At 62.3% G+C, this 23890-nt stretch carries 16 protein-coding genes and 1 tRNA gene; 6 read left to right on the top strand and 11 right to left on the bottom strand.

Features of this window, described 5'->3' with window-relative positions; translation table 11 throughout:
* Positions 1-416: 416 nt before the first annotated feature.
* From LMTR21_RS21215 to LMTR21_RS21200, 4 genes are all read right to left on the bottom strand, one after another.
* On the bottom strand, positions 417-662 hold the full coding sequence (locus LMTR21_RS21215; RefSeq protein ID WP_347339183.1) for a DUF3551 domain-containing protein: 246 nt from the start codon (positions 660-662) through the stop codon (positions 417-419).
* Between the two features lie 1459 nt (positions 663-2121).
* Positions 2122-2197 (bottom strand) — tRNA-Lys (locus LMTR21_RS21210).
* Between the two features lie 144 nt (positions 2198-2341).
* Positions 2342-5020 (bottom strand): glycosyltransferase, encoded by a 2679-nt coding sequence (locus LMTR21_RS21205; protein ID WP_065753857.1) that lies wholly within the window; start codon positions 5018-5020, stop codon positions 2342-2344.
* A gap of 201 nt (positions 5021-5221) precedes the next feature.
* Entirely contained in the window at positions 5222-5800 is a 579-nt protein-coding gene (locus tag LMTR21_RS21200; protein ID WP_148635991.1) for a beta-1-3, beta-1-6-glucan biosynthesis protein, read from the bottom strand.
* Between the two features lie 247 nt (positions 5801-6047).
* Between LMTR21_RS21200 and LMTR21_RS21195 the strand changes: the two genes are divergently transcribed.
* Positions 6048-7673 carry a glycoside hydrolase family 17 protein gene (locus LMTR21_RS21195; protein WP_187399156.1) on the top strand — a complete coding sequence of 542 codons (1626 nt, stop codon included), beginning with the start codon at positions 6048-6050 and terminating at the stop codon, positions 7671-7673.
* Here the strand turns inward: LMTR21_RS21195 and LMTR21_RS21190 are convergent.
* Both LMTR21_RS21190 and LMTR21_RS21185 read right to left on the bottom strand, forming a co-directional pair.
* Positions 7633-8013: a hypothetical protein gene (locus LMTR21_RS21190; protein ID WP_065753859.1), complete on the bottom strand. Its 381-nt coding sequence runs from the start codon at positions 8011-8013 to the stop codon at positions 7633-7635. The two genes, LMTR21_RS21195 and LMTR21_RS21190, sit on opposite strands and share 41 nt — an antisense overlap.
* A 96-nt stretch (positions 8014-8109) precedes the next feature.
* A complete protein-coding gene (locus LMTR21_RS21185; protein ID WP_065753860.1) occupies positions 8110-9342 on the bottom strand; it encodes a hypothetical protein in 1233 nt (410 codons plus the stop codon).
* Positions 9343-9502: 160 nt separating this feature from the next.
* On the opposite strand from LMTR21_RS21185, the gene glmU reads away from it, so the two are divergent.
* A complete protein-coding gene (gene glmU, locus LMTR21_RS21180) occupies positions 9503-10861 on the top strand; it encodes a bifunctional UDP-N-acetylglucosamine diphosphorylase/glucosamine-1-phosphate N-acetyltransferase GlmU (protein ID WP_065753861.1) in 1359 nt (452 codons plus the stop codon).
* Positions 10862-10912: 51 nt separating this feature from the next.
* On the opposite strand, the gene LMTR21_RS21175 is transcribed toward glmU, so the two are convergent.
* On the bottom strand, positions 10913-12712 hold the full coding sequence (locus tag LMTR21_RS21175) for a vanadium-dependent haloperoxidase (RefSeq protein WP_065753862.1): 1800 nt from the start codon (positions 12710-12712) through the stop codon (positions 10913-10915).
* Positions 12713-13058: 346 nt separating this feature from the next.
* A complete protein-coding gene (locus LMTR21_RS21170) occupies positions 13059-15407 on the bottom strand; it encodes a tetratricopeptide repeat protein (protein ID WP_187399155.1) in 2349 nt (782 codons plus the stop codon).
* Between the two features lie 444 nt (positions 15408-15851).
* Here LMTR21_RS21170 and LMTR21_RS21165 point away from each other — a divergent pair, with 444 nt between their 5' ends.
* The 3 genes from LMTR21_RS21165 (at position 15852) to LMTR21_RS40150 (ending at position 18142) form a co-directional block, all read left to right on the top strand.
* Positions 15852-17492: a GMC family oxidoreductase gene (locus tag LMTR21_RS21165; protein ID WP_084030682.1), complete on the top strand. Its 1641-nt coding sequence runs from the start codon at positions 15852-15854 to the stop codon at positions 17490-17492.
* A 223-nt stretch (positions 17493-17715) separates the two neighbouring features.
* Positions 17716-17874, top strand: coding sequence for a bacteriocin (locus LMTR21_RS21160; protein ID WP_141688369.1), 159 nt, complete (start codon positions 17716-17718; stop codon positions 17872-17874).
* Between the two features lie 100 nt (positions 17875-17974).
* A complete protein-coding gene (locus LMTR21_RS40150; RefSeq protein ID WP_187399154.1) occupies positions 17975-18142 on the top strand; it encodes a hypothetical protein in 168 nt (55 codons plus the stop codon).
* Between the two features lie 233 nt (positions 18143-18375).
* On the opposite strand, the gene LMTR21_RS21155 is transcribed toward LMTR21_RS40150, so the two are convergent.
* The 3 genes from LMTR21_RS21155 to LMTR21_RS21145 form a co-directional block, all read right to left on the bottom strand.
* On the bottom strand, positions 18376-18672 hold the full coding sequence (locus tag LMTR21_RS21155; protein WP_065753864.1) for a HigA family addiction module antitoxin: 297 nt from the start codon (positions 18670-18672) through the stop codon (positions 18376-18378).
* A gap of 167 nt (positions 18673-18839) precedes the next feature.
* Positions 18840-19727: a hypothetical protein gene (locus LMTR21_RS21150; RefSeq protein ID WP_065753865.1), complete on the bottom strand. Its 888-nt coding sequence runs from the start codon at positions 19725-19727 to the stop codon at positions 18840-18842.
* 628 nt (positions 19728-20355) lie between these two features.
* On the bottom strand, positions 20356-21354 hold the full coding sequence (locus tag LMTR21_RS21145) for an IS110 family RNA-guided transposase (protein ID WP_084030388.1): 999 nt from the start codon (positions 21352-21354) through the stop codon (positions 20356-20358).
* Between the two features lie 563 nt (positions 21355-21917).
* Between LMTR21_RS21145 and glmS the strand changes: the two genes are divergently transcribed.
* The gene (gene glmS / locus LMTR21_RS21140) at positions 21918-23744 is read left to right on the top strand and encodes a glutamine--fructose-6-phosphate transaminase (isomerizing) (RefSeq protein ID WP_065755506.1); all 1827 of its coding nucleotides are present in this window, start codon (positions 21918-21920) and stop codon (positions 23742-23744) included.
* Positions 23745-23890: the final 146 nt, after the last annotated feature.

The following is a 23890-nucleotide window of genomic DNA, read 5'->3' as shown; positions in this document are numbered from 1 at the left end:
TGAAACGCCCATAGTCTGACATGCTGGCATGACGATCGTGTGATGTGTCGGAAACAGCATCCTTAGTCGTTCCATGTGCGGTCTCCGCACTGCCCGCATTCAAATACATGAATGACGTCTCCGCTTTCAGATTCCATGATCGTTTTGAGAAGGGTGAGCCTTCCTCCGCACAAACGGCAGTCATGGTTTGATTGGTCCTGAACGGTGGCAATCTTCTCAGCTCGAAATAGCTCCATGGCGCCCCCCGCCACAAAGGGTAGGGTACGAAGCACCGGTTTCGTGAGGCGTAATTGGGCAACGATTGATGTTACCAACAGTCTAGGCGGTCACCGTTGCGATCGATCAGTACGCAGAGAGAGCGCTGGGTGACCGCCCGGGCCGTGGCGTATGCGGTCCTGCGGCCAATGCGGTTCACTTTAGTAGACCCGTCGATGCCGCCAATAACCCGCTGGCTCTTGCGCGGTAGCGAAATATGGATTGATGACACACTGTGCCGAGCGACCGGATGCCGACGCGTTGCATTGAGGCAGAGACGTGTAGCGGCATTCGTAATAGTTAGTCCGGTCGTACAAGCGCAGACAAACCGGAAAAGCCGGATCGTAAGTCTGGGCGGACGCTGACCCTATTGAGACTATCCCGATTGCCAAAATCGCCAAGGCCATAATGCGCATCAGAGCCTCCTTTGGCATTCACTCCAACACCTCATACTCAAAGGCTACGCCTTCGGGATCGTTTTCCTCAAACCATTTTTCCGCGGCGTTCTGGGTTGGCGAACACGTTGATGTGCCCCGGATCGCCGACCTGCCTGCTGGTGTTGACGTAGACGAAAACGGTCGTTGGTGTCAGGCGGGAGGAAGTGCCGCAGCGCCAGCCGCACCGCGACGTAGAGGGCGACAACGATCGCCAAGCCGATGATGAGGCTAACGACGAACGGGCGCGGGACCGAGCCCCGCGCCCTAACGTGGAGCCAACCACAGGGCAGCTAGGATTATGATGACAGCTCCCACCACAAGGACCGTCACATCTAAAGTGAGCCACCGGGGGACGCGCTTAGCAGGTTTCGTCATGGCCTGGGCCCTCCGTAACCCGCATTCTCCGACGGGCCGGCGCGAGACGTTGTGATCCGGTTCACGCTATCGGGAAAAAATGGCAATTGGACCGCCGGTTAACGCTGGCGGACCTTTTCAGTGGTAACCCTGCGTTGATCTGGATCAAACGGGAATCACGTGCCCATTCGTAAGGCTGGAGAGGCCATTCCGGGGGTGACCGGCAGTGGCAAGGCCCGGCGTGTGTCGTCCGGAAAGCGTCGCGCGCCGGGCCAGCCGCCGCGGAACTGAACGATGAAGCCCAGCCTCGTCCTTCTGTTTGCCATTGCTAACCTGATCGCAGGATGTGCGACCAGCGGCAGCAATCCGGTCGCGGACATGCCGTCATGGATGGGTGGGCTGCCGGCCAACGCGCCTCCGAGACCCGGAACGGCCGCCTACGATGCTTGGCAAGCTGAGAGGGCTAAAGAAGCGGCACGGCCGAAGTGAAAGGATGCCGGTCGTTGACGCTCGGGCCGTTCACACGATTTTGCCGCTTTATCCCGGCATGTTGATTCGGCGCTCGAAAGGCGCATCTTGGGACGGCTCTGGCGCTATTAGCCCCCAGCCCCGCGCCAGAGCCGTTTCAGCAGGCGCCCATGGCGCAACACGGCCATGCGCTGGAAAGCGCAACCCCGGCAGCGCGCGGCTGGCGAATATGGAGCGTGGCGGAAATCAGCATTCGCCAATTGGCGAAACCTCCCAGGCAAGAGCCGCCGAGATGTTGAATGTGGGGAAAGCGGACAGTTGAGCGCGCGGCGGTGATGGCAAGCTCCGCTCGCAAAAAATGGGCCGCCGGCGTTCGGCGGCCCAAGTCTTGGGAGGAACGCGCTGAGAAGCAAAGCACCTCTTGAGCCCGTCACGAGCAAGAATGGCAAAAGATTGTTTCCGGCTGTCTTCACGCCAAAAGGAAAATGGCTGCGGGATCGTTTCTTCGGAACCGAGGCGGTGAAGTCAGTTCACGGGATTGAGAGGCCCCGCGTTCGGCGATGCCGCACAAATAGCCGAATGCTTTCAATAGGAGAGGTATCAATGATGGTGAGCGCGGAGGGACTCGAACCCTCGACCCCATGATTAAAAGTCACGTGCTCTACCGCCTGAGCTACGCGCTCACTTGCCGCGCTGTGTAGGGGGCGGGCCCCTGCGGGTCAATAGCGCCCGGGCGACAAATTCGTGGATCGCTTGACCCTAATTCTCCTTGAATAGCTATAGCTTAGTTCGGCTTCTTCAACGACCCGGTGCCAATCGATCCACGGTCAATTGACCTCGCGGCGGACTTCGGAGGCGACCGGCTGGGACTGGCTGGAGACCCTCGGCAGGCTGACCGGGCGCAGGCCGATCAGTTCCGCCGTCCGCACCGCGCTGTTGCGCCAGAAGGCGAAGGAATTGATGCGGGAGTTCTCCAGCAACGCGATCGAAACCGCCGCCAGGAACGGCAGGCTCTGCAGCACCAGGACGCCGGCGAAGATGTAGATCTCGCGCACTTCCTTGTAGCCGTTGGTGACGACCAGCACGGCAGCACCAATCAGCAGCAGCACGCCGATCACGGCTTCCCAGAACGCCTGAAATTCGATCGACATCCGCGACAGCCCGCCCTTGGAGGTGCGGGCGAAGGCGAGATGCTCGGTGATCAGGCCCTGGGCGACGGCGCGCGACACCGTCCATTGCACGCTCATCGCTGCGATCATCGCGCCCAGCATCTGGCCGGCCTTGATCTTCACCCGCAGCCGATAGAGCGCGATGAAATGCACCAGCGAGACGACGAAGGAGGCGATGATCGGCAGCGTCAGGATCTTGTCGGGGATGGCGATATCGGCAAACGCCACGATCGGCACCCAGATCAGATTGAGGATCGCGACCACCACGCCCAGGCTTTCGGCTCCCAGCCAGTTCAGCCAGCCAAGCGAGAATTCGCGGCGCTGGTCCGGCGTCAGCCGGCTGCCGCCGGGCAGGAAACGCCGCCAGTGCTTCTTGACGATCTGGAAGCCGCCATAGGCCCAGCGGTGACGCTGCTTCTTGAACGCTTCATAGGTGTCGGGCAGCAGGCCCTCGCCATAGCGGACGTTGGTGTAGTGCGTCAGCCAGCCCTGCTGCTGGATGGTCAGGCCGAGATCGGTGTCCTCGCAAATGGTGTCGCTGGACCAGCCGCCGGCCATGTCCATCGCGGAACGGCGGATCAGGCACATCGTGCCGTGCACGATGATCGAGTTGAACTCGTTGCGCTGGACCATGCCGATGTCGAAGAAGCCGGCATATTCGCCGTTCATGATGTAGTGCATCAGCGAGAGATCGCCGTCGCGATGCTCCTGCGGCGCCTGCACCAGGCCGACGCGCGGGTCGGCGAACACAGGCACGAGGTCCTTCAGCCAGTCCGGATGCACGACATAGTCGGCGTCGATGATGCCGATGATCTCGGCGTCGGCCGCGGTGCGGTCCATGGCGATGCGGAGCGCGCCGGCCTTGAAGCCCTGCACCTTCTCGGCGTTGATGAACTTGAAGCGTTCGCCGAGCGCGCGGCAGTGATCCTGGATCGGCCGCCAGAATTCCGGATCGGGCGTGTTGTTGATGATGCAGACGCATTCGAAATTCGGATAATCGAGCCGCGACACCGCATCCAGCGTCTGCTTCAGCATCTCGACCGGTTCGAAATACGCCGGGATATGGATCGACACCTTCGGGAAGGCGAGATTCTCGCCAATGGTGGCGGGCGCCAGCGGCGCGCTCTTGGTGATCAGCCGGCGCGGGCCGTGGCCGAAGGCAACGGCTGCGATCTCGTCGATCCGCGCCATCGCGATCAGGATCAGCGGCACCAGCAGGATCAGGCCGAGCGTCAGCGCGAACGCCGAGCCGAACACGAAATAATGTCCGGCCCAAAAGGCAAAGACGGTCGAAACCCAGGCGCCGACGCCGTTGGCCGCCACCGAAAGCACCAGCGCCTGCATAACGGTTGGCCGTTCCAGCCGCAGGATCGGCAGCGACATCAGGATGCCGACGAGCAGTGCGATCGCGGCGAGCTTCCAGTAGTTCTCGTTTACGATCGGGCCGGTCCAGGCGAATTTCGGTTCGCGGTTGGCGTCGAGAATGCCCCAATAGGGGCCGACGCCGCCTTCGAAGAACTTCCAGGGCTGATCGATCGCCTCGACGATGTTGTATTCCATGCCCATGGCTTCGGCACGGGTGACGAAGTCGCGCAGCACGGAGGCCTGCTCGAACGGGCCCGGCTCGGCGTTCCTTAAATTGTAGCCGGCGCTGGGCCAGCCGAATTCGGCGATGACGATGCGCTTGCCCGGGAATTTTTCGCGCAGCAGCCCGTAGAGGTAAACGGCCTGATCGACCGCCTGCTTGTCGGTGAAGTTTTCCCAATAGGGCAGCACGTGGGCTGCGACGAAATCGACGGAGGAGCCGAGTTCCGGATTGTCGCGCCAGATGTTCCAGATTTCACCTGTCGTGACGGGAACGTTGACCGACTTCTTCACCCGCTTGATCAAAGCAATCAGGTCTTCAACCTTCTGCTCGCCGCGAAACACGGTTTCGTTGCCGACGACGATGCCGATGACATTGCTGTTGCGCTTGGCAAGGTTGATGGCGGCGTCGATCTCGCGCTCGTTGCGATCGGCGTTCTTGTCGATCCATGCGCCGAGCGTGACCTTCAGGCCGAACTCGGCGGCGATCGGCGGAACCAGCTCGACGCCACCGGTCGACGAATAGAGACGGATCGCACGCGTCATCGTCGAGAGTTTCTTCAGGTCGGCACGAATCTTCTCGACCTGCGGCAGATTGTCGACGTCGGGATGTGCGCTGCCCTCGAACGGCGCATAGGAAACGCTCGGCAGGATGCCGCGGAAGTCGGGGGCGGGCAGCTTTTGCTGGAACAGGCCCCACAACCCGGCGTGAGCTGCGGTGACAAACAGCAGAACGGCGACGACGGCACGCATCGGCGGCTAAACCATACGGGGCTGAGATTTATGGAAAGCGAACCTGTCCCCTAGGCTCGACCGACATAGCGGCATCATTAGGATAGTCCCGCCGCGCGAATTCACAACTGGTATGACGCCCATGACTTTTTTAAGGGCGCGACCAATCGAACGCCGGATAAATAGGATCGTTCCGCTGAACGTATCCTGAATGCCCGACGGTTATTTTGTCGGCGGGGCAGGTGCGGGGCTGGGGGCAGGCGAGGGCGAAGCGGCCGGCGCAGGCGCCGCGCTGCCGGCGGTCGCAGGCGCTGCCGGCGCCGGGCCCTGGGCGGCGGCGGTCTGAGGCTGGGCGCCCGGATTGACCCAGCAGGCGTGAATGCGGCTGGAGAGGGTTTCGGCGACCTTGGGGTCGATCTGCCCGCCGAACCGGGTCAGGCAGCGGAAAGCGGCCTGGACGTGCCCGCCGGGGCAACCGAAGCGGTCGTACAGGTCGAGATGGCGAAACGCGGTATCGAGGTCGTCGCGCCACATCAGGCTGACCACGCGCCGGCCAAGCCAGACGCATTCGGGGTTGCCGGCCGGTCCGTTGATGGTCTGTGACGCCTCAGCGATTTCGTCGGCCTTGCGCTGGCTCTCCTTGGTGGCGTCCGGATTGGCGGCCTGCGGTTTGCCTTGATCCTGCGGGGCCGGGGTGCCGCTCTGGGCAAGCGCGCCAGCCGATCCGATCAGGAGGACCAGGCCGGCAGCGGCAAAACGCCTCAAAACCGCAACTTTTGGATCACGCACCCGTCGACGCATACATTCCCCGATCAGTTTCCTGCCGCAAAGCGCGGCTGTTGGACTGGCTTGTTGCCGCCCAAATTCGTCCCCAATGCGGCGGAGACATCAGCCGATTCAAATGACGGGTATTTCGGATTTTGTCCAGCAAAGTCACAACTTTATCGCATCGGTGGTAAAACTGCCGCAGGGGACGAGACGGAATAGGGCAGTCCTGCATCTTGGCAGGACGCCGATGAACGGGTAATCGACGGTCCCCGCCCGGAGGATGGAACCGATTTCACTTCGTACGCCGCTGGCGCTTCTCCTTTCATCGCTCGCCATGATTGCCGCCCTGTGGTGGTGGCTCGCCACGCCCATTACCCTTGCGCGCGCGCCGATCGATCCAAATGCAAAGCTGCAATGCGTTTCCTATGCGCCGTTCCGCGGCGCGCAGACACCACTGATTCCCACCACGCAAATTCCTCCCGAACAGATCGCGCAGGATCTGGCGCAGCTCGCCAAGATCACCGACTGCGTGCGGACCTATTCGATCGAGAACGGACTCGATCAGGTCCCGGCGCTGGCCGCCAAGGTGGGGCTGAAGGTGATCCAGGGCATCTGGCTCTCGAGCAACCGGACCAAGAACCTCGCCCAGATTGCAGTTGCGATCGAACTGACCAAGGAACATCCTGATGTCATCACCGCGCTGGTGGTCGGCAACGAGGTGCTGCTGCGCGGCGAGATGACGACTTCAGACCTCGCCGCCAATATCCGCTCGGTCAAGTCGCGGGTCACCGTACCCGTGACCTATGCCGACGTCTGGGAATTCTGGCTGCGCAACCGCGAAATCTATGAGGCGGTCGACTTCGTCACGATCCACATCCTGCCGTACTGGGAAGACATTCCGGTACGCGCAAAGTTTGCCGCAAGCCATGTCGACGACATCCGCAAGCGGATGGCGGTGGCGTTTCCGAACAAGGAAATCCTGATCGGCGAAACCGGCTGGCCGAGCGCCGGGCGGATGCGCGAAGGCGCGCTGCCCTCGCGCACCAACCAGGCACGCGTGGTGTCCGAAATCCTCGACCTCGCCAAGCGCGAAAAGTTTCGGGTCAATTTGATCGAGGCCTATGACCAGCCCTGGAAGCGCCAGCTCGAAGGCACTGTCGGCGGCTATTGGGGCATGATCAACGACGCGCAGCGGGCGTTGAAATACCCGCCCGGCGAGCCGATCAGCAATTTTCCGTTCTGGAAATTGCAGATGGGCTCCGGAATGGCGCTCAGTTTCTTCGTGTTCCTGGCGGGCTGGCTGACGCTGCGGCGGCGGCCGTGGAAGCCTGGGTTTTCCGCCTGGGTCGTGGTCGGGACGTCGGCGACGACATCAGGCATGCTGCTTGGGATCGCCGCCGACAAGATGTTTTACGAGAGCTACGGGGCCGGCGGCTGGCTGCAATGGGGTGCGCTGCTGGCGGCCGCCATCGCCTCGCCGATGTTGTGCGCGAACGCCGCGATGTCGGGCCGGCCGCTGCCGACCTTCCTCGAATTGCTCGGGCCGCGCGACTTCAGGACCAAGTCGGTGCTGACGGCGCTGCTCGGCTTCGTGCTTGTCGTCACCACGCTGATCGCGGCGGGGACCGCGCTCGGCTTTGCGTTCGATCCGCGCTACCGCGATTTTCCGTTCGCCTCGCTGACCATGGCGGTGGTGCCGTTCGCCGCGCTGATGCTGCTGAACCGGCCGAAGGCCGGCGCGCGCCCGATCGCCGAATCCGCGTTCGCCGGTCTGCTGGTTGTCGCCGCGCTGTTCATGGGCTTCAACGAGGGCGGACAGAACTGGCAGGCGATGTGGACCTGCGCGATCTATTTGCTGCTGGCGCTCACGCTGTGGCGGGCGCGGGCCGTGCAAATCCCAAAATGAGCAGGCCGATCGCAAGTCCCGACAGCACGATATTATAAAGCACGATCCCCAATCCCGCCGCGATCAGTCCGCCGGTCAACAGCACGATCGACGGCCGCATGACGTGAAGCACAGCGATCACCACCGCGGTGATGCCGAACACCGAATTCTTGAACAGGTAGGTCGCAAGCGTGCGCGACTTGCACAGCATGCTTTGCAAACCGGCGTCGCAGGCGAGCGCGACGGTCGAGAACTCGACCGCGAGGTAGCGCAGGTAAAGCGCGTAGCCGACGGTAACGAAGCCGACCACCAACAGGAACTGGACTTGATAGGGCGTAAGCCGGAACGGGGATTTTTTCATCGCGGCAATATGGTCGGGATTGGCTTTGGGGACAAGCGTTCCGCTGAGCCCAGAATGCGGGTCAAGGATTTCGTATAACGCTTTGTAGTCGCAGGTCTATTGCGTGTTCCTCCTGCCGAGGATGTTCGACAAAGTCGCCTGCGTCGCCGGCGGAGGTTGTTCCGGCTTCTTCTGCGCTTCCTCGACGACCGCCGGCCGCTTGGCAACGGCGCGTCGGCGCTGAAGCGGCTTGGCTGCGGTCGGCGCCTCATCGTCGGGTTTGAATGACAGCCGCTGGCCGTCAAAGATCGCGGTTTCGCAGGGACGGTTGTTTTCGGTCAGAACGGCGCAAATCTTCGCGGCGGCGCCGGCGTCGTTCAGCGGACCGGCGACCAGGCGAAGCTGCATGCCGAGGCCCGTCGTACTTTCCTTGATGACGATGATCGGGCGCAGCGCCGTCAGCGGCGCGTTCGACCTCGATTTCAACAGCCCGCGCCACAGCGCGCGCAGGCCGTTCACGGAATTGGCGGTGCCGAGATCGACGCCGAACTCGGTCCGCTGCAGGGAGACTTTCGGCGCAGTCTCTTCGTCCGCGTCCGCCTCTGATGGTGCCGACGCCACGACGTCGGGGATCGGGCTCGCGATAACCGAGTTCAGCGCCTTGCCCGGCTCAATCAGTCTGCTGGCCGCAGGATCCGGTGGGGCCATCATCGACTGCGTGGCCATCAGTGGCGTGGCAGGCGAGGGCTTGGCCGGCTCAACCTTGAGCAGGTCGGCCTTTGCCGTTTCCGGCTTGGCGCTATCGGCCTTGGCGGCCTCCTTTGCGGGAGGCGCCGGGGCTGGCGCCGGCTCGGCGACGGCGGGCGCTGCGGCCGGGGCGGTGGCGACCGGCGCGACGGATGGCGATGGCTGCGGGCTGGCCGGCGGTTCCGCATTCGCCACGGGCGGTGGCGGGGAAGCAGGACCCTGCTTGGCGATGGCGCCGGTGACGGACTCGAGCCCATGTTCCAGGCTGGTGACGCGGGCATACAGCCTGTCGCGGTCGCCATTGAGCGTCTCGATCGCGGCGGTGAGCCGCCGCGCCTCGTTCTGCGTCTCCCTGGCGACCGTCTGGATCTGCTGCGCCTGCCGGGTCAGGTCGGCGGAAGCGATCTGTTCGCGCTTCAATCCGAACGACGACTGGTTGGCCATGACAGCCAGAACCACCGCGCCGGTCGCGCCAAAACCCCAGGAGGCGATCCGCCACAGGGCGCGGCGGTCGAATTCGTCTTCGTCGGCCAGCAGGTTGCTGAGCACGCCGCCGCTGTCATCGGCCTCGAAGTCCGGAAGATGGTCTGGTTTTTTGGCCAAGCGCCCTCGGCCCTCCTCAAGGCCCGCCGAATCACCCGTCAAACATTAACAGGAAAAGCCCCGCCCACTGGTATCCGGCGGTTTTCGGGCGGCGAATCGGTTTCATCTCCGGGGGAAAACAATTAAGACGGCCCTCGCAGCCCTGTTCGCGAGGACCCGAATGACCGCTCGATCCAGCCTGACTGTCGTGCTTGCGGCCGGTGAGGGCACGCGCATGCGATCCTCGCTGCCGAAGGTGCTGCACCCCGTGGCCAGCCAGTCGCTGCTGGCGCATGTGCTGGACGCCGCCCCGCATGGCGCAGGCGCCTCGCTGGCCGTCGTGATCGGGCCGGACCACAAGGCGGTGGCCGACGAGGTCAAGCGGGTGCGGGCGGACGCTGCGACCTTTATTCAGGCCGAGCGCCTCGGCACCGCGCATGCCGTGCTGGCCGCGCGGGAGGCGATCGCGCGCGGCGCCGACGATTTGCTGGTGGCGTTCGGCGACACGCCGCTGATCTCGGCCGAGACGTTTGCGCGGCTGCGCGCGCCGCTGGCAAACGGCGCGGCACTGGCCGTGCTCGGCTTCCGCGCCGCCGACCCGACCGGTTACGGCCGGCTGCTGCTCGAAGGCGACCGCCTGATGGCGATCCGCGAACATGCCGACGCGACACCTGAAGAGCGCAAGGTCACGCTGTGCAATGCCGGCGTGATGGCGTTCGCGGGTGCCCGCGCGCTGGAAGTTCTCGACCGGATCGGCAACGCCAACAGCAAGGGCGAGTATTATCTGGTCGATGCCGTCGCCATCGTCAGGGAAATGGGATTGGAGGCCGTCGTGATCGAAACCAGCGAGGATGAAGTGCGCGGCATCAACAACAAGGCCCAGCTTGCGGAGGCCGAAGCGGTGATGCAGGCGCGACTGCGCCAGGCGGCGCTCGATGCCGGCGTGACGCTGATCGCGCCCGAGACGGTTCATCTCGCCGCCGACACCAAGTTCGGCAGCGACGTCACCATCGAGCCGTTCGTGGTGATCGGCCCGGGCGTCACCATCGCCGACGGCGCGGTGATCCATTCGTTCTCGCACATCGTGCAGACTTCAATTGGCAAGAAGGCGTCGATCGGTCCCTACGCGCGGCTGCGCCCGGGCACCGCGCTCGGCGATGGCGTCCGGATCGGCAATTTCGTCGAAACGAAAGCCGCGACGATCGAAGCGGGCGCCAAGGTCAACCATCTCTCCTATGTCGGCGACGCCCATGTCGGCGCCAATTCCAACCTCGGCGCCGGCACCATCACCTGCAACTATGACGGCTTCTTCAAGCACAAGACCACGATCGGCGAGGGCGCCTTCGTTGGCACCAACTCCTCGCTGGTGGCGCCGGTGAAGATCGGCAAGGGCGCCTATATCGGCTCGGGCTCCGTCATCACCAAGGACGTGCCTGATGACGCGATGGCGGTGGAACGCAGCCCGCAGACCAACCGCGACGGCGGGGCTGCGCGCTACCGCGAGATGAAGATGCGGGCGAAGGCTGCGAAAGAGGGGTAAGCGCCGGCTATGCCGCCGGCGCCTCTCGGCAGAGGCATCGCCCGGCTGCCGTCAGATCGTCACGCGGCTGCCGTCGAAGCGCGTGAATGAGAAGCCGTCGAACGGTTCGCGGAGCGTCGTGCGCTCGTCCCGCAGCATGCCGATGGCTACTTCCTCACCGATCGCCATGGAGGCGGCAGCGTCGGAACGCCAGTGGATGCCCGCCCAATTCCGTCCGAAACCGAAATTCACCGCGAGCTTGTTCAACTCGCCACCGATCGTGAGCGGTGGGCCGTCATAGGGCACGAGCTTCGTCGGGTCGGCCGGATCGGGCTGTACGGGGTTGGCGACGACGCGGGTCTCGTCGAAAAACGCCTTCAATATGGTCGCCGTGACGGCACCAACGCCGGTGGCGCCGCCGGGATAGGTGGAGTGAAGCGGCGCCGCCTCCGGATAGGTTTGCGACAAAAGGTAGGTGCCGTATTTGGCCTTGCTGCGATCGAGCGCTTCCGATTTCAGGAAGTTCTCATGCAGCGGGTAGTCGCTCACGCCATTGGCGAGGCGATGGTGCGCCAGACCGCCATAGGCTTCCGGTCGCACCGTCCGGTGCACGAAATACTTCTGCCAGTAGACCGCGCGGACGGAGTTACTGATCCCCGTGGCGAGCAGCGCCTGCACATAGGGCAATCCGAAGGTGCCACCCGCAGGTCCCTGGGTCTTCGATTTCCGGTACGGGTTCGATGGGTAGGATGCGGGCTCCGTCGGTGGATACATGCCGGTGTAGCGTTTGTCCGCTCCGCCGCCGGGGGTGGCAAGGAGCAATGCTGCCGCCCACCCAAGTGCGGGACCAGCGTGGATATACTCCGCGAGATCTCTTCCTGTCGTGATGTATCGCGGCGTCGGGTTGAACTCCAACCGGCGTTTCGGTGCAGCGCCGTTCTGGGTCGCCAGCCACTCCTCATAATCGGTCAGGAATTCGCTTGTCGGCAACGCGGTGCGAATTTGAGCGCTGATCCACTGTGCGGCATAGGGCACGTCGCGGAGCAGGAATTGCGAGATCAGCGGCCCGTCCAGAACGCCTGGAGGCGTGACCGAGCGGCCCTTCGGATCAGTCGGGTCGAAATAAAGCGCATTGGCGCGGAACAGCGTACCGGGCGTGACCCGCCCGCCGGACTTCGGCCCGCGGAAATCGGCAAGCTTGTTGATCTCCTCGGTTGCGGCGAGCACCTCGCGATGGGTGGTGTCGTCGCGCAATTCGGTCAACGGAACGTCACGCAGCAGGGATTGCCAATAGACCTCGACCGCCTCGCCGCCGCGCTCCGCACTTGCAAGCTCCGGCGCCGGCGGTATCGCAATCTGGGTAGGGTTGATGCCGCTCAGGCTGACGGCCTGCGTGCCGATGGGGTTGACCAGTTTGCGCGTGCCGCCGAGCGGGATCTTCTCGAAATCGGCTGCTTCACCCGACTGGCATGCCGCATAGAGGGCCTGCCATGCAGCTTGCTCCACTTCACCGCGCTTGTCGTGCGGCAGGCCCCGTGAATCGGAACCGATCTTGTTGGTGTAGCGTGCCTCATCGCCATTCGCCGGGTGGGGCGCGATGGGAATTTTCTCGGTGTTGTTCGCGCAGGCCTGTCGGACTTCGACAGCGCGGCGCTTGAACGCCGCATCGAGCGGGCGCGCGTCCACGCCCACGCCCACAGTCTGCGCCGCAGCCGGGGCTATTCCGGGCATGCCCGGCGGCGACGCCAGCACGGCGGCGCCAACAGCGATGCCGGCCCCGCCGAGCAGCGACCGGCGCGTGACCGCGGCGGTATGCAGGGCCGGCGATGTCAGATTGGATTCAGTCGAAGAAATGGTGGGGTGGTCGGCCATGGGGATGTCCTCCCTCGCAGGCGAATCCAGGATTGCGCCGGAGCCTTCCACTCTCTTGTGCGCCTGTCCTAGACGCGAAATGATTCAATCAGAAGGAAGCGGGAGAGGAGATTGATGTAGATCAATAAGAGAGTCCTGCAGACCAATTGAAAAGATCGGTACACCGGTGGAGCTGCTGATGAACCGACATGATGTGCTTTTCTGGATTTCGCTTACCTGGTCTGCCACGCTGTTCGGCGTGGCGATCGGGCTGCTTGTTTTCAGGTGACCGGGCCAGTGCCCATGGAATTACGGCGACCCTGCACTTGATGCGGCACACCATGTCGCCACAGCGCCGCCGGGCGCCTCATTTTCCCAGCCCTCGGGTTATCTTGCCCTCGATCTTCTTCGCCTCCGCCGGATCGGGCTTGAGCGATAATGCCTGCTGCCAGGATTTGCGCGCCTCGCCCTCACGTCCCGTCCGCCAGTACGCATCGCCGAGATGATCTCTGGTTTCGTAGCTGTTCGGGTCGAGAGCGGCCGCGCGCTCCATCAGCTTGATCGCCTCCTGATAGTCGCCGAGGCGGAAGTGCGCCCAGCCGAGGCTGTCGAGCAGATTGCCGTCGTCCGGTTTGAGCCTGACGGCCTTCTCGATCAGCGCCAGGCCCTCTTTCAGCCTGAGATTCCGATCGACCCAGCTAAAGCCGAGACTATTGAGAACCGCGGGCTGATCGGGATCGAGCTCCATCGCCTTGAGATAATCCGCCTCGGCCTGAGGCCATTTGCCGAGCTGCTCGTAGCTGAAGCCGCGAAGGTGCCAGTAGGCCCAGTGCGCCTTCTCCGGCTTGCCGGCCAGCTCGATCGCCCTGGCGTAGTCCTTCACCGCGCGTTCGAAATCGCGCATGCCGCGATACGCATCGGCGCGAATGCCATAGGCCCACGCATTTTTCGGGTTGAGGCGGATCGCCTCGCTGCAATCCGTGATGGCGCGGTCGTTGTCGCCCTTGCTGGAGTAGGCGCTGCCGCGGCTGTAATAAGCCTTCACATTTTTCGGATCGAGGCGGATTGCCTCGTTGAAATCCGTGACGGCGCGGTCGTAATCGCCCTTGCTGGAATAGGCGCTGCCGCGATTGTAATAGCCTTGCGCATCCTTCGGATCGAGCCGGATCGCCTCGTCGAATTCCCTGATAGCGCGGTCGTAATCGCTCTTGCCGAAATAAACCGCCCCGCGATTGAAATAGGCAACCGCATATTTCGGGTCGAGGCGGATCGCCTCGCTGTAATCCTCGATGGCGCGGTCGCCATCGCCTTTTTCCCTGCGGGCATTGCCGCGATTGTACCAGGCGGCCACATATTTCGGATCGAGCCGGATGGCCTCGTCGAAATCCGTGATGGCGCGATCGTTGTCGCCCTTGTGGGAGTAGGCGGTGCCGCGAGTGTACCAGGCCATCGCATCTTTCGGATCGAGGCGGATCGCCTCGTCGAGCTCCTTGATGGCACGGTCGCGATCGCCCTTGTGCGAGTAGGCAACGCCACGATTGTACCAGGCCGCCGCATATTTCGGGTCGAGGCGGATCACCTCGCTGTAATCCCTGATCGCGCGGTCGTTGTCGCCCTTGCCCTTGTGGATATTGCCGCGGTCGAAATAGGCAACGACATATTTCGGATCGAGACGGATCGCCTGGTCGAAATCCTTGATGGCCCGGTCGTTGTCGCGCTTGCTGGAGTAGGCGCTCCCGCGAATGTAATGGGCCACCGCATCTTTCGGATCTGATCGGATTGCTTCGTCGAGCGTCTTGATGGCGCCGTCGTAATCGCCGCTTTCGAAGGAGGCTTTGACGCGATCGATAAAAGACGTTGGCGCGGTTTGACTTGCGCTCCGCCGCAGCCGCGCCGCCTCGTCGTAATCCTTCCTGGCCCGGGCGGTATCTCCCTTGGTTTCATAGGCCCGCCCGCGAATCTCATAGGCAAGCGCATATTTCGGATCGAGCCGGATCGCCTCGTCGTAATCCCTGATGGCGTGGTCGTTATCGCTTTTGAAGAAGTACGCACCGCCGCGATGCAAATAGGCGCTCGCATTCTTGGGATCGTGGCGGATCGCCTCGCTGTAATCCTTGATGGCGCGGTCGTGATCGCGCTTGCCGGTGTAGGCTAGCCCGCGATTGAAATAGGCATCCGCAAAATTCGGGTCGAGGCGGATCGCCTCGTCATGATCCCTGATGGCCCGGTCGTGGTCGCCCTTGCCGGAGTAGACATTGCCGCGATTGCTATAGGCGTCCGCAAAATTCGGATTCAGGCGGATAGCCTCGTCGAAATCCCTGATGGCGCGGTCGTGATCACCCTTGCTGTGATAGACTTTGCCGCGCCCCTCATAGCCGAGCGCATATTGCGGATTGAGGCGGATCGCCTCGTCCAGATCCGCGATGGCGCGGTCGTAATCGCCCTTCATGTGGTATGCGCGGCCGCGCGCGTTGTAGGCACGCACCGCCTTCGGATCGAGCCGGATCGCCTCGTCATAATCCTTGATGGCAAGGTCGTAATTGCGCCTGCTGTAGGCATAGCCGCGATTGACATGGGCGTTGGCGCGGTTTGTCTCGCTCTCCGCCGCGCCGCGCGCCAGTACCGCCGTGCATCCGGCGATCTTGCGATCCTCATCGCCGATTTGCCCGCAATCCTCCCACGCCTTGTCAGCCGCGCGGGCCGGCGGCGCGAGCATGGTCAGGGACGCCAAAGCCAGGAAAAGGCAACGCCGGAACATTTCATTTCCATTCAAAACGCGTGGGCGAAGGCCGCACGGCGAATATTGTCGTCACGGCGCGGGTCGCTCCGCCGGGGCAGGCGCGGCATAGCCTGCGACGAAGAATGAGCCCGCCCAGAAAGGGCTTTTCCATGACTATGTGCAGTCCTTCGCGTCAAAGCAGATATCAGCCCAAGCCGGAAGCGATGTCCGCTTTGGGTTAAACCAGTAAGTCGCGGCGCCCCGCTTCCGGGTTCAAAATGGTCCAGCGCTCGGTCTTGCCGGTGTAATGGCGCCGCCGGAGATCGTGAGCAGACCGCCGCCAATGCGCATTGGGGTGATGCGGAATTACGGTGATGCTGGACTGCACCCCTGGAATGAGACACGCTAATTTCTGTGACAGGCTCATTTGGAGAATGACCTGTGGCAGGACGATCGACGAGCCGGCAAGTCAATCGGCGCAAGGCGCTTGCGGCGACGATCGGCGGTGGCCTGGCGCTGTCCGGTCTGGCCCGGTCCGCCGGCGCCGTGTCCGGCGCGCATATACTCGGTTCGCCCGAACAGCTTCGTTCAGCCTATGACTATGTAATCGTCGGCGCGGGATCAGCCGGTTGCGTTCTGGCGCATCGGCTTGGTCTCGCAGGACGACGGGTACTCGTTGTCGAGGCCGGCGGCCAAGCAGGCGGCCAAGCGAAGCTGGCTGATATCACAGATCCGCCGGAATGGCCCAAGCTCCAGGGCAGCCAGTTCGACTGGCGCTATCAGACAATCCCGCAACCGGGACTGGGAGGCCGCATCATTCGCTGCCCGCGCGGGAAGGTTGTGGGTGGCTCAAGCACCATCAATGCGCTCGCCTATCAGCGCGGCCATCCGGCCGCTTATGATCGCTGGCCCGAGGGGTGGCGCGCTGCGGACCTTCTGCCTTACTTTAAGCGCGCTGAGACTTTTTCCGGAGGCGCCAGCGCATGGCGGGGCGGCAACGGTCCTCTGCATGTGCTGTCGCTCGCAGACGTCACGGATCGCACGCATGTGGCATCCGCCTTCGTCAAGGCGTCGCAAGACCTCGGGTTCTCGATGACTTCAGACATCGGAGGGGAGGTCACGACAGGCGTCGGCTGGAATCAACTCAGTATCAAAAGAGGGGTTCGCGACGATGCCGCGACAGCTTATCTCGACAGTCTCGAGAACGTGGCCGTGGATCTCTTGGTGAACACGGAAGTGCTCGGTCTTGCGATCGAAGGCGGACGGTGCATCGGCCTGCGACTTTTCGAACGAACAGTGCGGGTGGACGGCGAACTCCTGCTTTGCGCCGGCGCAATCGATTCACCACGCCTCCTGATGCTGTCCGGAATAGGCCCTGCCGACCAACTCCGATCCCTCGGTATTCCCGTTGTCCGGGATCTGCCGGATGTCGGCCGCCATCTTGAAGACCATCTGCTGGTCGCGGGCGTGGCCTATGCGGCACGTCGCGACGTGCCGCGCTCGCATTATAACCATGCCGATGCTCTTCTCTACGTGCCGCCCAGTGACCCCAGGGAAAGTCCCGATCACCTTGTGATGTGCCTTTCCTTGCCGTTCGTCCTGCCAGGCGTCGGGGCGTTGCCTTCACCGGCTTACGTTCTTGTGCCTTGCCTGATGCGACCCCGGAGCCGCGGGAGCGTGCAACTTGCCTCCGGCAATCCTCGGGTCCCGGCCCTGATTGATCCGAACTACCTCTCCGAGCCGGCCGATCTCGACCTTCTTGTCGAGGGCGTTTCTCTCGCGCGCGAAATCGGGGCCGGTGCTGTCTTTGCCGACTGGCGCATGCGGGAGGTTTATCCGGGGCCCGATGCAACAACCACGACCGACCTACGCAAGTTCATTCTTTGTGCGGCGGATTCGTTCCATCACCCTGTCGGCACCTGCCGCGTGGGCGCCGTCGTCGATAATGCCTTGCGTGTAAAAGGCGTCTCGGCCCTGCGCGTCATCGACGCGTCAGTATTTCCGGGGATCCCGCAGGCAATGACCAACGCCGCCACAATTGCGCTGGCCGAGAAGGCGAGCGATCTGGTGCTGGCTGGGTAAATGATGCGTCGGCACATCAATTTTGACGGCGATTAACGCCTGGGGCAAAAGTCTTCATGTGTCGTGAGGACCACCGCGCCACGATCGCCAGCCGTCGACGCGCATCGCGCCACCACGACCGACGACGACAACAGCGAAATGTGTGACTAGGGTCACAGTGGCGGCGAGAGCGTTGGGCCAGTGTGGCGGCACCAGCGACGGATGGTCCGCGCTGGCTTGGATCATGAGCACGCCCCCCATGCACAATTCCGAAGCCAGCCCCGAAGTGCACGAACTGACCGACGACCAACTCGAACAGGTCTCAGGCGGAAAGCCGAGCGCGGTCCGCGATAGGCCAGTGGAGTACCTCGTCATCACACTGAAAGATGTGATCATCACGTAGTTTGGCCACGCTCTCGGCTCGTCGCGGCGGCGAGAGCGTTGCGCCAGTGTGGCCGCGCCCAGCGACGGATGGTCCGCGCTAGTTCGGATGGAGAGAAATCATGAACAAGACAGACGATGCATCGCAGGATCGAGAGCACGACAGAGTGTTGCAGGACCGTGAACTCGATGTCGTTGCTGGTGGCTTTCCCGCTTTCCTGAGTTTTTCAACTAGCACCAGCATCAGCTCAGTCGGCGCGGCGCTGGAGACCATGGCCAGGAAGCAGTAAGAGTTTAGTTCGATTTCATTTTTTGCGGCGCGTCGCCGTCCATCAGCGCCCGCCGCAGCCTTCGCTTTTCGTTCGCGGTCAGGCGGCGCCGTTGAAACCGCGACCAGGTCCGCGCCGAAATATCGGACCTGCTATTATGGTGACAGTGCTGGACTGCACCGTCACCGCAATTCGAACTCGCATTGGAGAATATTTGCCTGCGCGAGTGTAGTAAAGTGCACTAGCCGTAGCTCTCACGCCGCCTCGTAGGACGCAATCTTTTTGATCTGCGGGGCGAGCACGTCTTCGGCCTTTTCGAGGTCGTAGCGCGCCTGAATGTTCATCCAGAACGCAGCGCCGGTCTTGAAGAACTTGCCGAGCCGCAGCGCGGTGTCAGCCGTAATGGGCTTTTCTTCGCGCGCGATGCGTTCGATCCGGGTGCGCGGCACGTGCAGCGCCGCTGCGACGGCGTAGGGCGTCAGCTTGAGCGGAACGAGAAACTCTTCCCGCAAGATTTCGCCGGGGTGAATCGGCGGAAGTTTCTTTGCCATCTGCAAACTCCTAATGATAGCGAGCGTAGCCAGGATGAATGCAGCGACATCCGAGGGTATCCCCGCATATCGCTGTGCTCATGCGGGCTACTTGCTCGGTTGGTTGTGATCGAAGAGAGGTTGCACATCTCGTTGCGTGGCCTTCGCTAGAAGGCATCGTTTGTTTGTTAAGTTGGTCCGACCAAATTCATGCCATACTCTTTGGCTGCCAGTTCGATAAACGACTGAATGGTTTCTGCCGTCTCCTTACGGCACGTTTCGGCATCGCCGACGATCATCAAGAAACCTAGCTTTCCGGACTTATAATATATTCCAACCCCTCTTGTCCCTGTGCTGGACGAAAGAAGAGAATAGCCCGATTGGCCCTCTTCTGGACTAAGAGAGGCCATGCCGATTTGCATGTATTCCAAATTGCCCGACGGCCACGCGTCGCGGACCCGAATGACGTTGCCGCCGATCGCGCCTACAGCCTTATTTCTTTGCTGGACCAGTTCCTCCAATGCCAGGCTTATTTCCATAAATTCGATCTGACCTTTACTGTCGTTCGCCTTTTCTACCTTGAAGCTTCCATCAGGCTGCTGCACGTATGCTTCCGTTGGAAGGTACGGCTTTCTAAGGGCGTTCAATTGCTTATATTGAGCCTGATCGCCGATGTAACATCGCTCGCAAGGCCGTATTCCCTCAGCGGTGACATGGACTAACTGATTGCCTTTCTCGTCCAGTTGCAGAACTAGAAATTCACAGTCCGGCTTTTCATTGCCCGATGATTCTAAATTTTTCTGGTAGTGCTCCAATAGCTCGACGCAGATGTCCGTTTGAGAATTGCTCTGCAACTTGCGCCATACCTCCGCGATGATGTTTAGAGCGATGTCGACAGCGTTTGAGGAGGAAAACGCAATCGCTACTTGATCATTCAGGATTTGAATTTTGAGGCCATGGAATTCGCCGTTTACTACCCCCGCTGGATTGCCCTTAACTTCCAGCAAGGGGGTTAGCAACGTGTCTCCCACCAGGAACCCTATTTCAGCATTCGCCATCCCGACAATGAGCGTCATGTTCTCGTCTCCGGCTCTACTCACCGTTCTGCTGGCCACCATATTGACGGCGGGGGGAGTCAGCTACTTGCCCCTTGCGCGCCAAGCTAATTTGCTGAACCAAATCAACCTGATGCTACCAGTCCAGTCGTCTCCGAAAAAATATTCCGCTTCCACGCGCGCCCAAATCACCGCTATCAATCTGCCCATCCACCCCGGCAAGAGGGGCGTATCGCGATCGTCACGGACGCGGGGTTGGATGCGGTGGACGCAGCGGCGTCGGGCGCGATCGTGGTCGCAGGGCGGGTTCTCCCGTGAGTGATCTTACGCCAGCGCAGACGACCGGCGTTTCAAGGCCTTCGCCAGAATTTTGGTCGGCATCTCGCCGATCGAAGTGAAGGGTGAGGGCGCTGCGTACGGCGAAGTCGCGTGGTTCTGGCATCCGTGGCTGATGTTAAACCAGCGGAGATGCGTCGGCCCGACCGGGCTCAAGACAAATCTCAATCCGCTGGTGACGGTGACAAAAAGGAATTCGTCGCCGGGGAGCAACTGTGTTGATGTAGCCCTGTGATCGGCTGGCCTCAAGGCTGGCGCTACGCGCCACCGCCTCCGGCGGCTGACGGCCTTGACCCCATCCGCTCACCGGTCTTTAGGCTGGGCATGCGCTCGGCGGAAGCCGAGCGGGGTCGCTCACTTTGTAGCGGTTGGCGTCCCATTTTTGGCGTCGCGCGATCATGGTGTTGAGGATGACGATGAGCTTGCGCATACAGGCGGTGAGCGCAACCTTCGGCTCCTTTCCCTTGGCGATCAGGCGGTCATAGAACGCCTTGAGCACGGGGTTGTGCTGGGTCGCAGCTCCCATGCAAGGCATGTAGAAGAGGTTGCGGGCCTTTCGGCGTCCGCCCTTGATGTGGCGGTTGCCCCGCCGTTGGCCACTATCGTCATCGTAAGGTGCTACCCCCAACAAGGCCGCGACGATATTGTCGTTCACCTGGCCCAGTTCCGGCATCGTCGCGATCAGTCCGGCGGAAGTGATCTTGCCAAGTCCCGGCACGCTCTCGATGATCTCGGCGAGCTCGGCAAAATGCGGTGTCGCTTTGACCTGGGCTGCGATCGCAGTATCGAGCTTGGCGACTTCGACGGCAATCTTCTTCAAGAGCCGCGCCTGCATTTTCTGCACGACGTCCGGCACGGAATGCTCGCCACTGTTTTTCAAGCTAGTCTGTAGATCGAGCAGTCCTTGGCGTGCATTGACGATCTTGACCAACCTCTCGCGTGCCGCGTCGTAGGCTTGGCCCGGTGCTTCGGTGAAGGTCTCGGCGAACCAGGCGATCATCTCCGCATCGATCGGATCGTTCTTGGCGAGGCGTCCGGCCGAGCGGGCGAAGCTGCGCACCCGCTTCGGGTCGACGATCCGGACTTCGATGCGGGCCTCGCGCAGCGCCTTGGCCCAGTCCTGCTCATAACCGCCGGAAGCCTCCATGGCTGCCTTGCCGCCCCTGTGTTTGCGAAGCCAGCGGATCAGGGCACGCTGCCCCTCCGCGGTACTTGGGAACGTCTGCCATTGAGACAGCGAGCGAATGCACGCATCCACCTTGTCCTTGGCCACATCAATACCGACGACAACGACCTCATCTTGTGCCATCATCCACTCCCTTCCTTGCTCGGTTCGGGCTCGAAGCCCGTGCAACTGTTCGGGTTGAGGAAGACCACCGGATCTGTCCCTCGCTCCCCGACAGGCTCTCGGCCTTTGAGCACGAACGGGATCAGATCCAGCGACGGGCGGTTGGTCAGAACCGCCCGTTCGCACATTCTGGCAGATTTTGCGGACACAAGAGCGCGTTATAAGCCGTAAAGCCATTGCGCAGGGAATGCCGGATTGCCTCCGCTGAACCTGTATGCTCGTGTGCGTTTCCTTCTACCCATTGCACGCGAGACCGCGGGTGCAGCGCGCATCCGGCATTCCCTGCTCCCTCTTTCTTCGAGGGAACCACGGCCAAGCCTCGGGCAAATCATGCCGCGAGATCGCGGACCCGTATTCCGCACGCCTTGCGGATATGACAGGTTAATCCCCGGTTGAGCTACCCATTAAGCTTTCCGCTTAAGACTGTCTCAATCCGCAATAATTATTGAGTATCTGTCGGACTTCATTTCTCGTTAAGAGATGAACGGGTTGCGACGCTATTCGTCGATTTGGGGAAATTGAACCGCATGTGCGGCATTGTCGGCATTCTTGGGAAAGCTCCGGTCGCGGAGCTCCTGGTAGACTCACTCAAGCGGCTTGAATATCGCGGCTATGATTCCGCAGGGGTCGCCACGCTGGAAGGCGATCACCTCGCGCGCCGGCGCGCCGAGGGCAAGCTGAAGAACCTGGAAAAGCGGCTGCAGGCCGAACCGCTCGGCGGTCACACCGGCATCGGGCACACGCGCTGGGCGACCCACGGCAAGCCGACCGAGAACAATGCGCATCCGCACGCGACCGAACGCGTCGCCGTGGTCCACAACGGCATCATCGAGAACTTCCGCGAGCTGCGCGAGGCGCTGGAGAAGAAGGGGGCTGACTTCAAGACCGAAACCGACACCGAGATCGTGCTCCACCTCGTCGACAGCTTTCTGCAAAAGGGCGTCAAGCCGGTCGAGGCGGTGAGGGCGGCGCTGTCGGAATTGCGCGGCGCGTTCGCGCTCGGCTTCATCTTCGCCGGCGATGATGACCTGATGATCGGCGCCCGCAACGGCCCGCCGCTTGCCATTGGTCATGGCGATGGCGAGATGTATCTGGGCTCGGATGCGATCGCGCTCGGGCCGTTCACCGATACGATCAGCTACCTCGAAGACGGCGACTGGGTGGTGCTGACGCGCAAGGGCGCGGTCATCTACGACAAGAACAACGCCATCGTGCACCGCGACGCGGTCAAGCACTCAGCCTCGACCTCGCTGGTCGACAAGGCGAACTACCGCCACTTCATGGCCAAGGAAATCCACGAGCAGCCGGAAGTGGTCGGGCACACGCTGGCGCGCTATATCGACATGGCGAGCGAGCGCGTCATGCTGCCGGTCACGCTGCCGTTCGACTTCAAGGACATCCAGCGCGTTTCGATCACGGCCTGCGGCACCGCGAACCTTGCCGGTTACGTCGCCAAATACTGGTTCGAGCGGCTGGCGCGCATTCCGGTCGAAATCGATATCGCCTCCGAATTCCGCTACCGCGAGGCGCCGTTGCGCAAGGGCGATCTTGCGATCTTCATCTCGCAGTCCGGCGAGACCGCCGATACGCTGGCCGCGCTGCGCTACGCCAAGGGCGAGGGCGCTCACACGCTGTCTGTCGTGAACGTGCCGACCTCGACGATCGCGCGCGAAAGCGAGACCGTGCTGCAGACGCTGGCCGGTCCCGAAATCGGCGTCGCCTCGACCAAGGCGTTCACCTGCCAGTTGATGGTGCTGGCCTCGCTCGCGGTCGCCGCCGGCAAGGCGCGCGGCGAACTGTCCGAGGAGGACGAAACCAAGCTCGTGCATGGTCTGGTCGAGATCCCGCGGCTGATGGCGGCGGCGCTGACCATCGAGCCGCAGATCGAGAAGCTGGCGCGCGACATCTCGAAATCCAAGGACGTGCTCTATCTCGGCCGCGGCACCAGCTATCCGCTGGCGCTGGAGGGCGCGCTGAAGCTGAAGGAAATTTCGTACATTCACGCCGAAGGCTATGCCGCCGGCGAACTCAAGCACGGGCCGATCGCGCTGATTGACGAAAACATGCCGGTCGTGGTGATCGCGCCGCATGACCGGGTGTTCGAAAAGACCGTCTCCAACATGCAGGAAGTCGCGGCCCGCGGCGGCAACATCATCCTGATGACCGACGCCAAGGGGGCGGCGGAAGCCACCATCGAATCGCTGGTCACGATCGTGCTGCCCGACATGGCCTCGGCGTTCACCCCGATGGTCTATGCCGTCCCGGTGCAACTGCTGGCCTATCATACCGCCGTGGTGATGGGCACGGACGTGGATCAGCCGCGAAATCTCGCCAAATCGGTAACGGTCGAATAGAACGTTTTCGAGCGAAAGCTTGCCCCGGACTTGATCCGGGGTGGACCCGGTTCGCGTCAAGAAAACGCGTCAAAATAGGAATCTAGGGCCCCGTTTCGATTCCATCGAAACGGAAAAGGCTCTAGTCAAGTCCATTGGCTGTCACG

This window comes from Bradyrhizobium paxllaeri, assembly GCF_001693515.2.
Lineage (GTDB): Bacteria > Pseudomonadota > Alphaproteobacteria > Rhizobiales > Xanthobacteraceae > Bradyrhizobium > Bradyrhizobium paxllaeri.
The sequence above is the reverse complement of the archived record's forward strand: the minus strand, read 5'-3'. Positions and strand labels throughout refer to the sequence as shown.

What these genes read in the sequence shown, in the direction of transcription:
- LMTR21_RS21155 (WP_065753864.1), bottom strand. Translation starts at nt 18,672, where the DNA reads ATGGCAAAGAAACTTCCGCCGATTCACCCCGGCGAAATCTTGCGGGAA.
- glmS (WP_065755506.1), top strand. Translation starts at nt 21,918, where the DNA reads ATGTGCGGCATTGTCGGCATTCTTGGGAAAGCTCCGGTCGCGGAGCTC.
- LMTR21_RS21145 (WP_084030388.1), bottom strand. Translation starts at nt 21,354, where the DNA reads ATGATGGCACAAGATGAGGTCGTTGTCGTCGGTATTGATGTGGCCAAG.
- LMTR21_RS21150 (WP_065753865.1), bottom strand. Translation starts at nt 19,727, where the DNA reads ATGACGCTCATTGTCGGGATGGCGAATGCTGAAATAGGGTTCCTGGTG.
- LMTR21_RS21195 (WP_187399156.1), top strand. Translation starts at nt 6,048, where the DNA reads ATGGAACCGATTTCACTTCGTACGCCGCTGGCGCTTCTCCTTTCATCG.
- LMTR21_RS21190 (WP_065753859.1), bottom strand. Translation starts at nt 8,013, where the DNA reads ATGAAAAAATCCCCGTTCCGGCTTACGCCCTATCAAGTCCAGTTCCTG.
- LMTR21_RS21170 (WP_187399155.1), bottom strand. Translation starts at nt 15,407, where the DNA reads ATGCTCGCGCCGCCGGCCCGCGCGGCTGACAAGGCGTGGGAGGATTGC.
- LMTR21_RS21160 (WP_141688369.1), top strand. Translation starts at nt 17,716, where the DNA reads ATGAGCACGCCCCCCATGCACAATTCCGAAGCCAGCCCCGAAGTGCAC.
- LMTR21_RS21200 (WP_148635991.1), bottom strand. Translation starts at nt 5,800, where the DNA reads ATGCGTCGACGGGTGCGTGATCCAAAAGTTGCGGTTTTGAGGCGTTTT.
- LMTR21_RS21205 (WP_065753857.1), bottom strand. Translation starts at nt 5,020, where the DNA reads ATGCGTGCCGTCGTCGCCGTTCTGCTGTTTGTCACCGCAGCTCACGCC.
- LMTR21_RS21215 (WP_347339183.1), bottom strand. Translation starts at nt 662, where the DNA reads ATGGCCTTGGCGATTTTGGCAATCGGGATAGTCTCAATAGGGTCAGCG.
- LMTR21_RS21175 (WP_065753862.1), bottom strand. Translation starts at nt 12,712, where the DNA reads ATGGCCGACCACCCCACCATTTCTTCGACTGAATCCAATCTGACATCG.
- LMTR21_RS40150 (WP_187399154.1), top strand. Translation starts at nt 17,975, where the DNA reads ATGAACAAGACAGACGATGCATCGCAGGATCGAGAGCACGACAGAGTG.
- glmU (WP_065753861.1), top strand. Translation starts at nt 9,503, where the DNA reads ATGACCGCTCGATCCAGCCTGACTGTCGTGCTTGCGGCCGGTGAGGGC.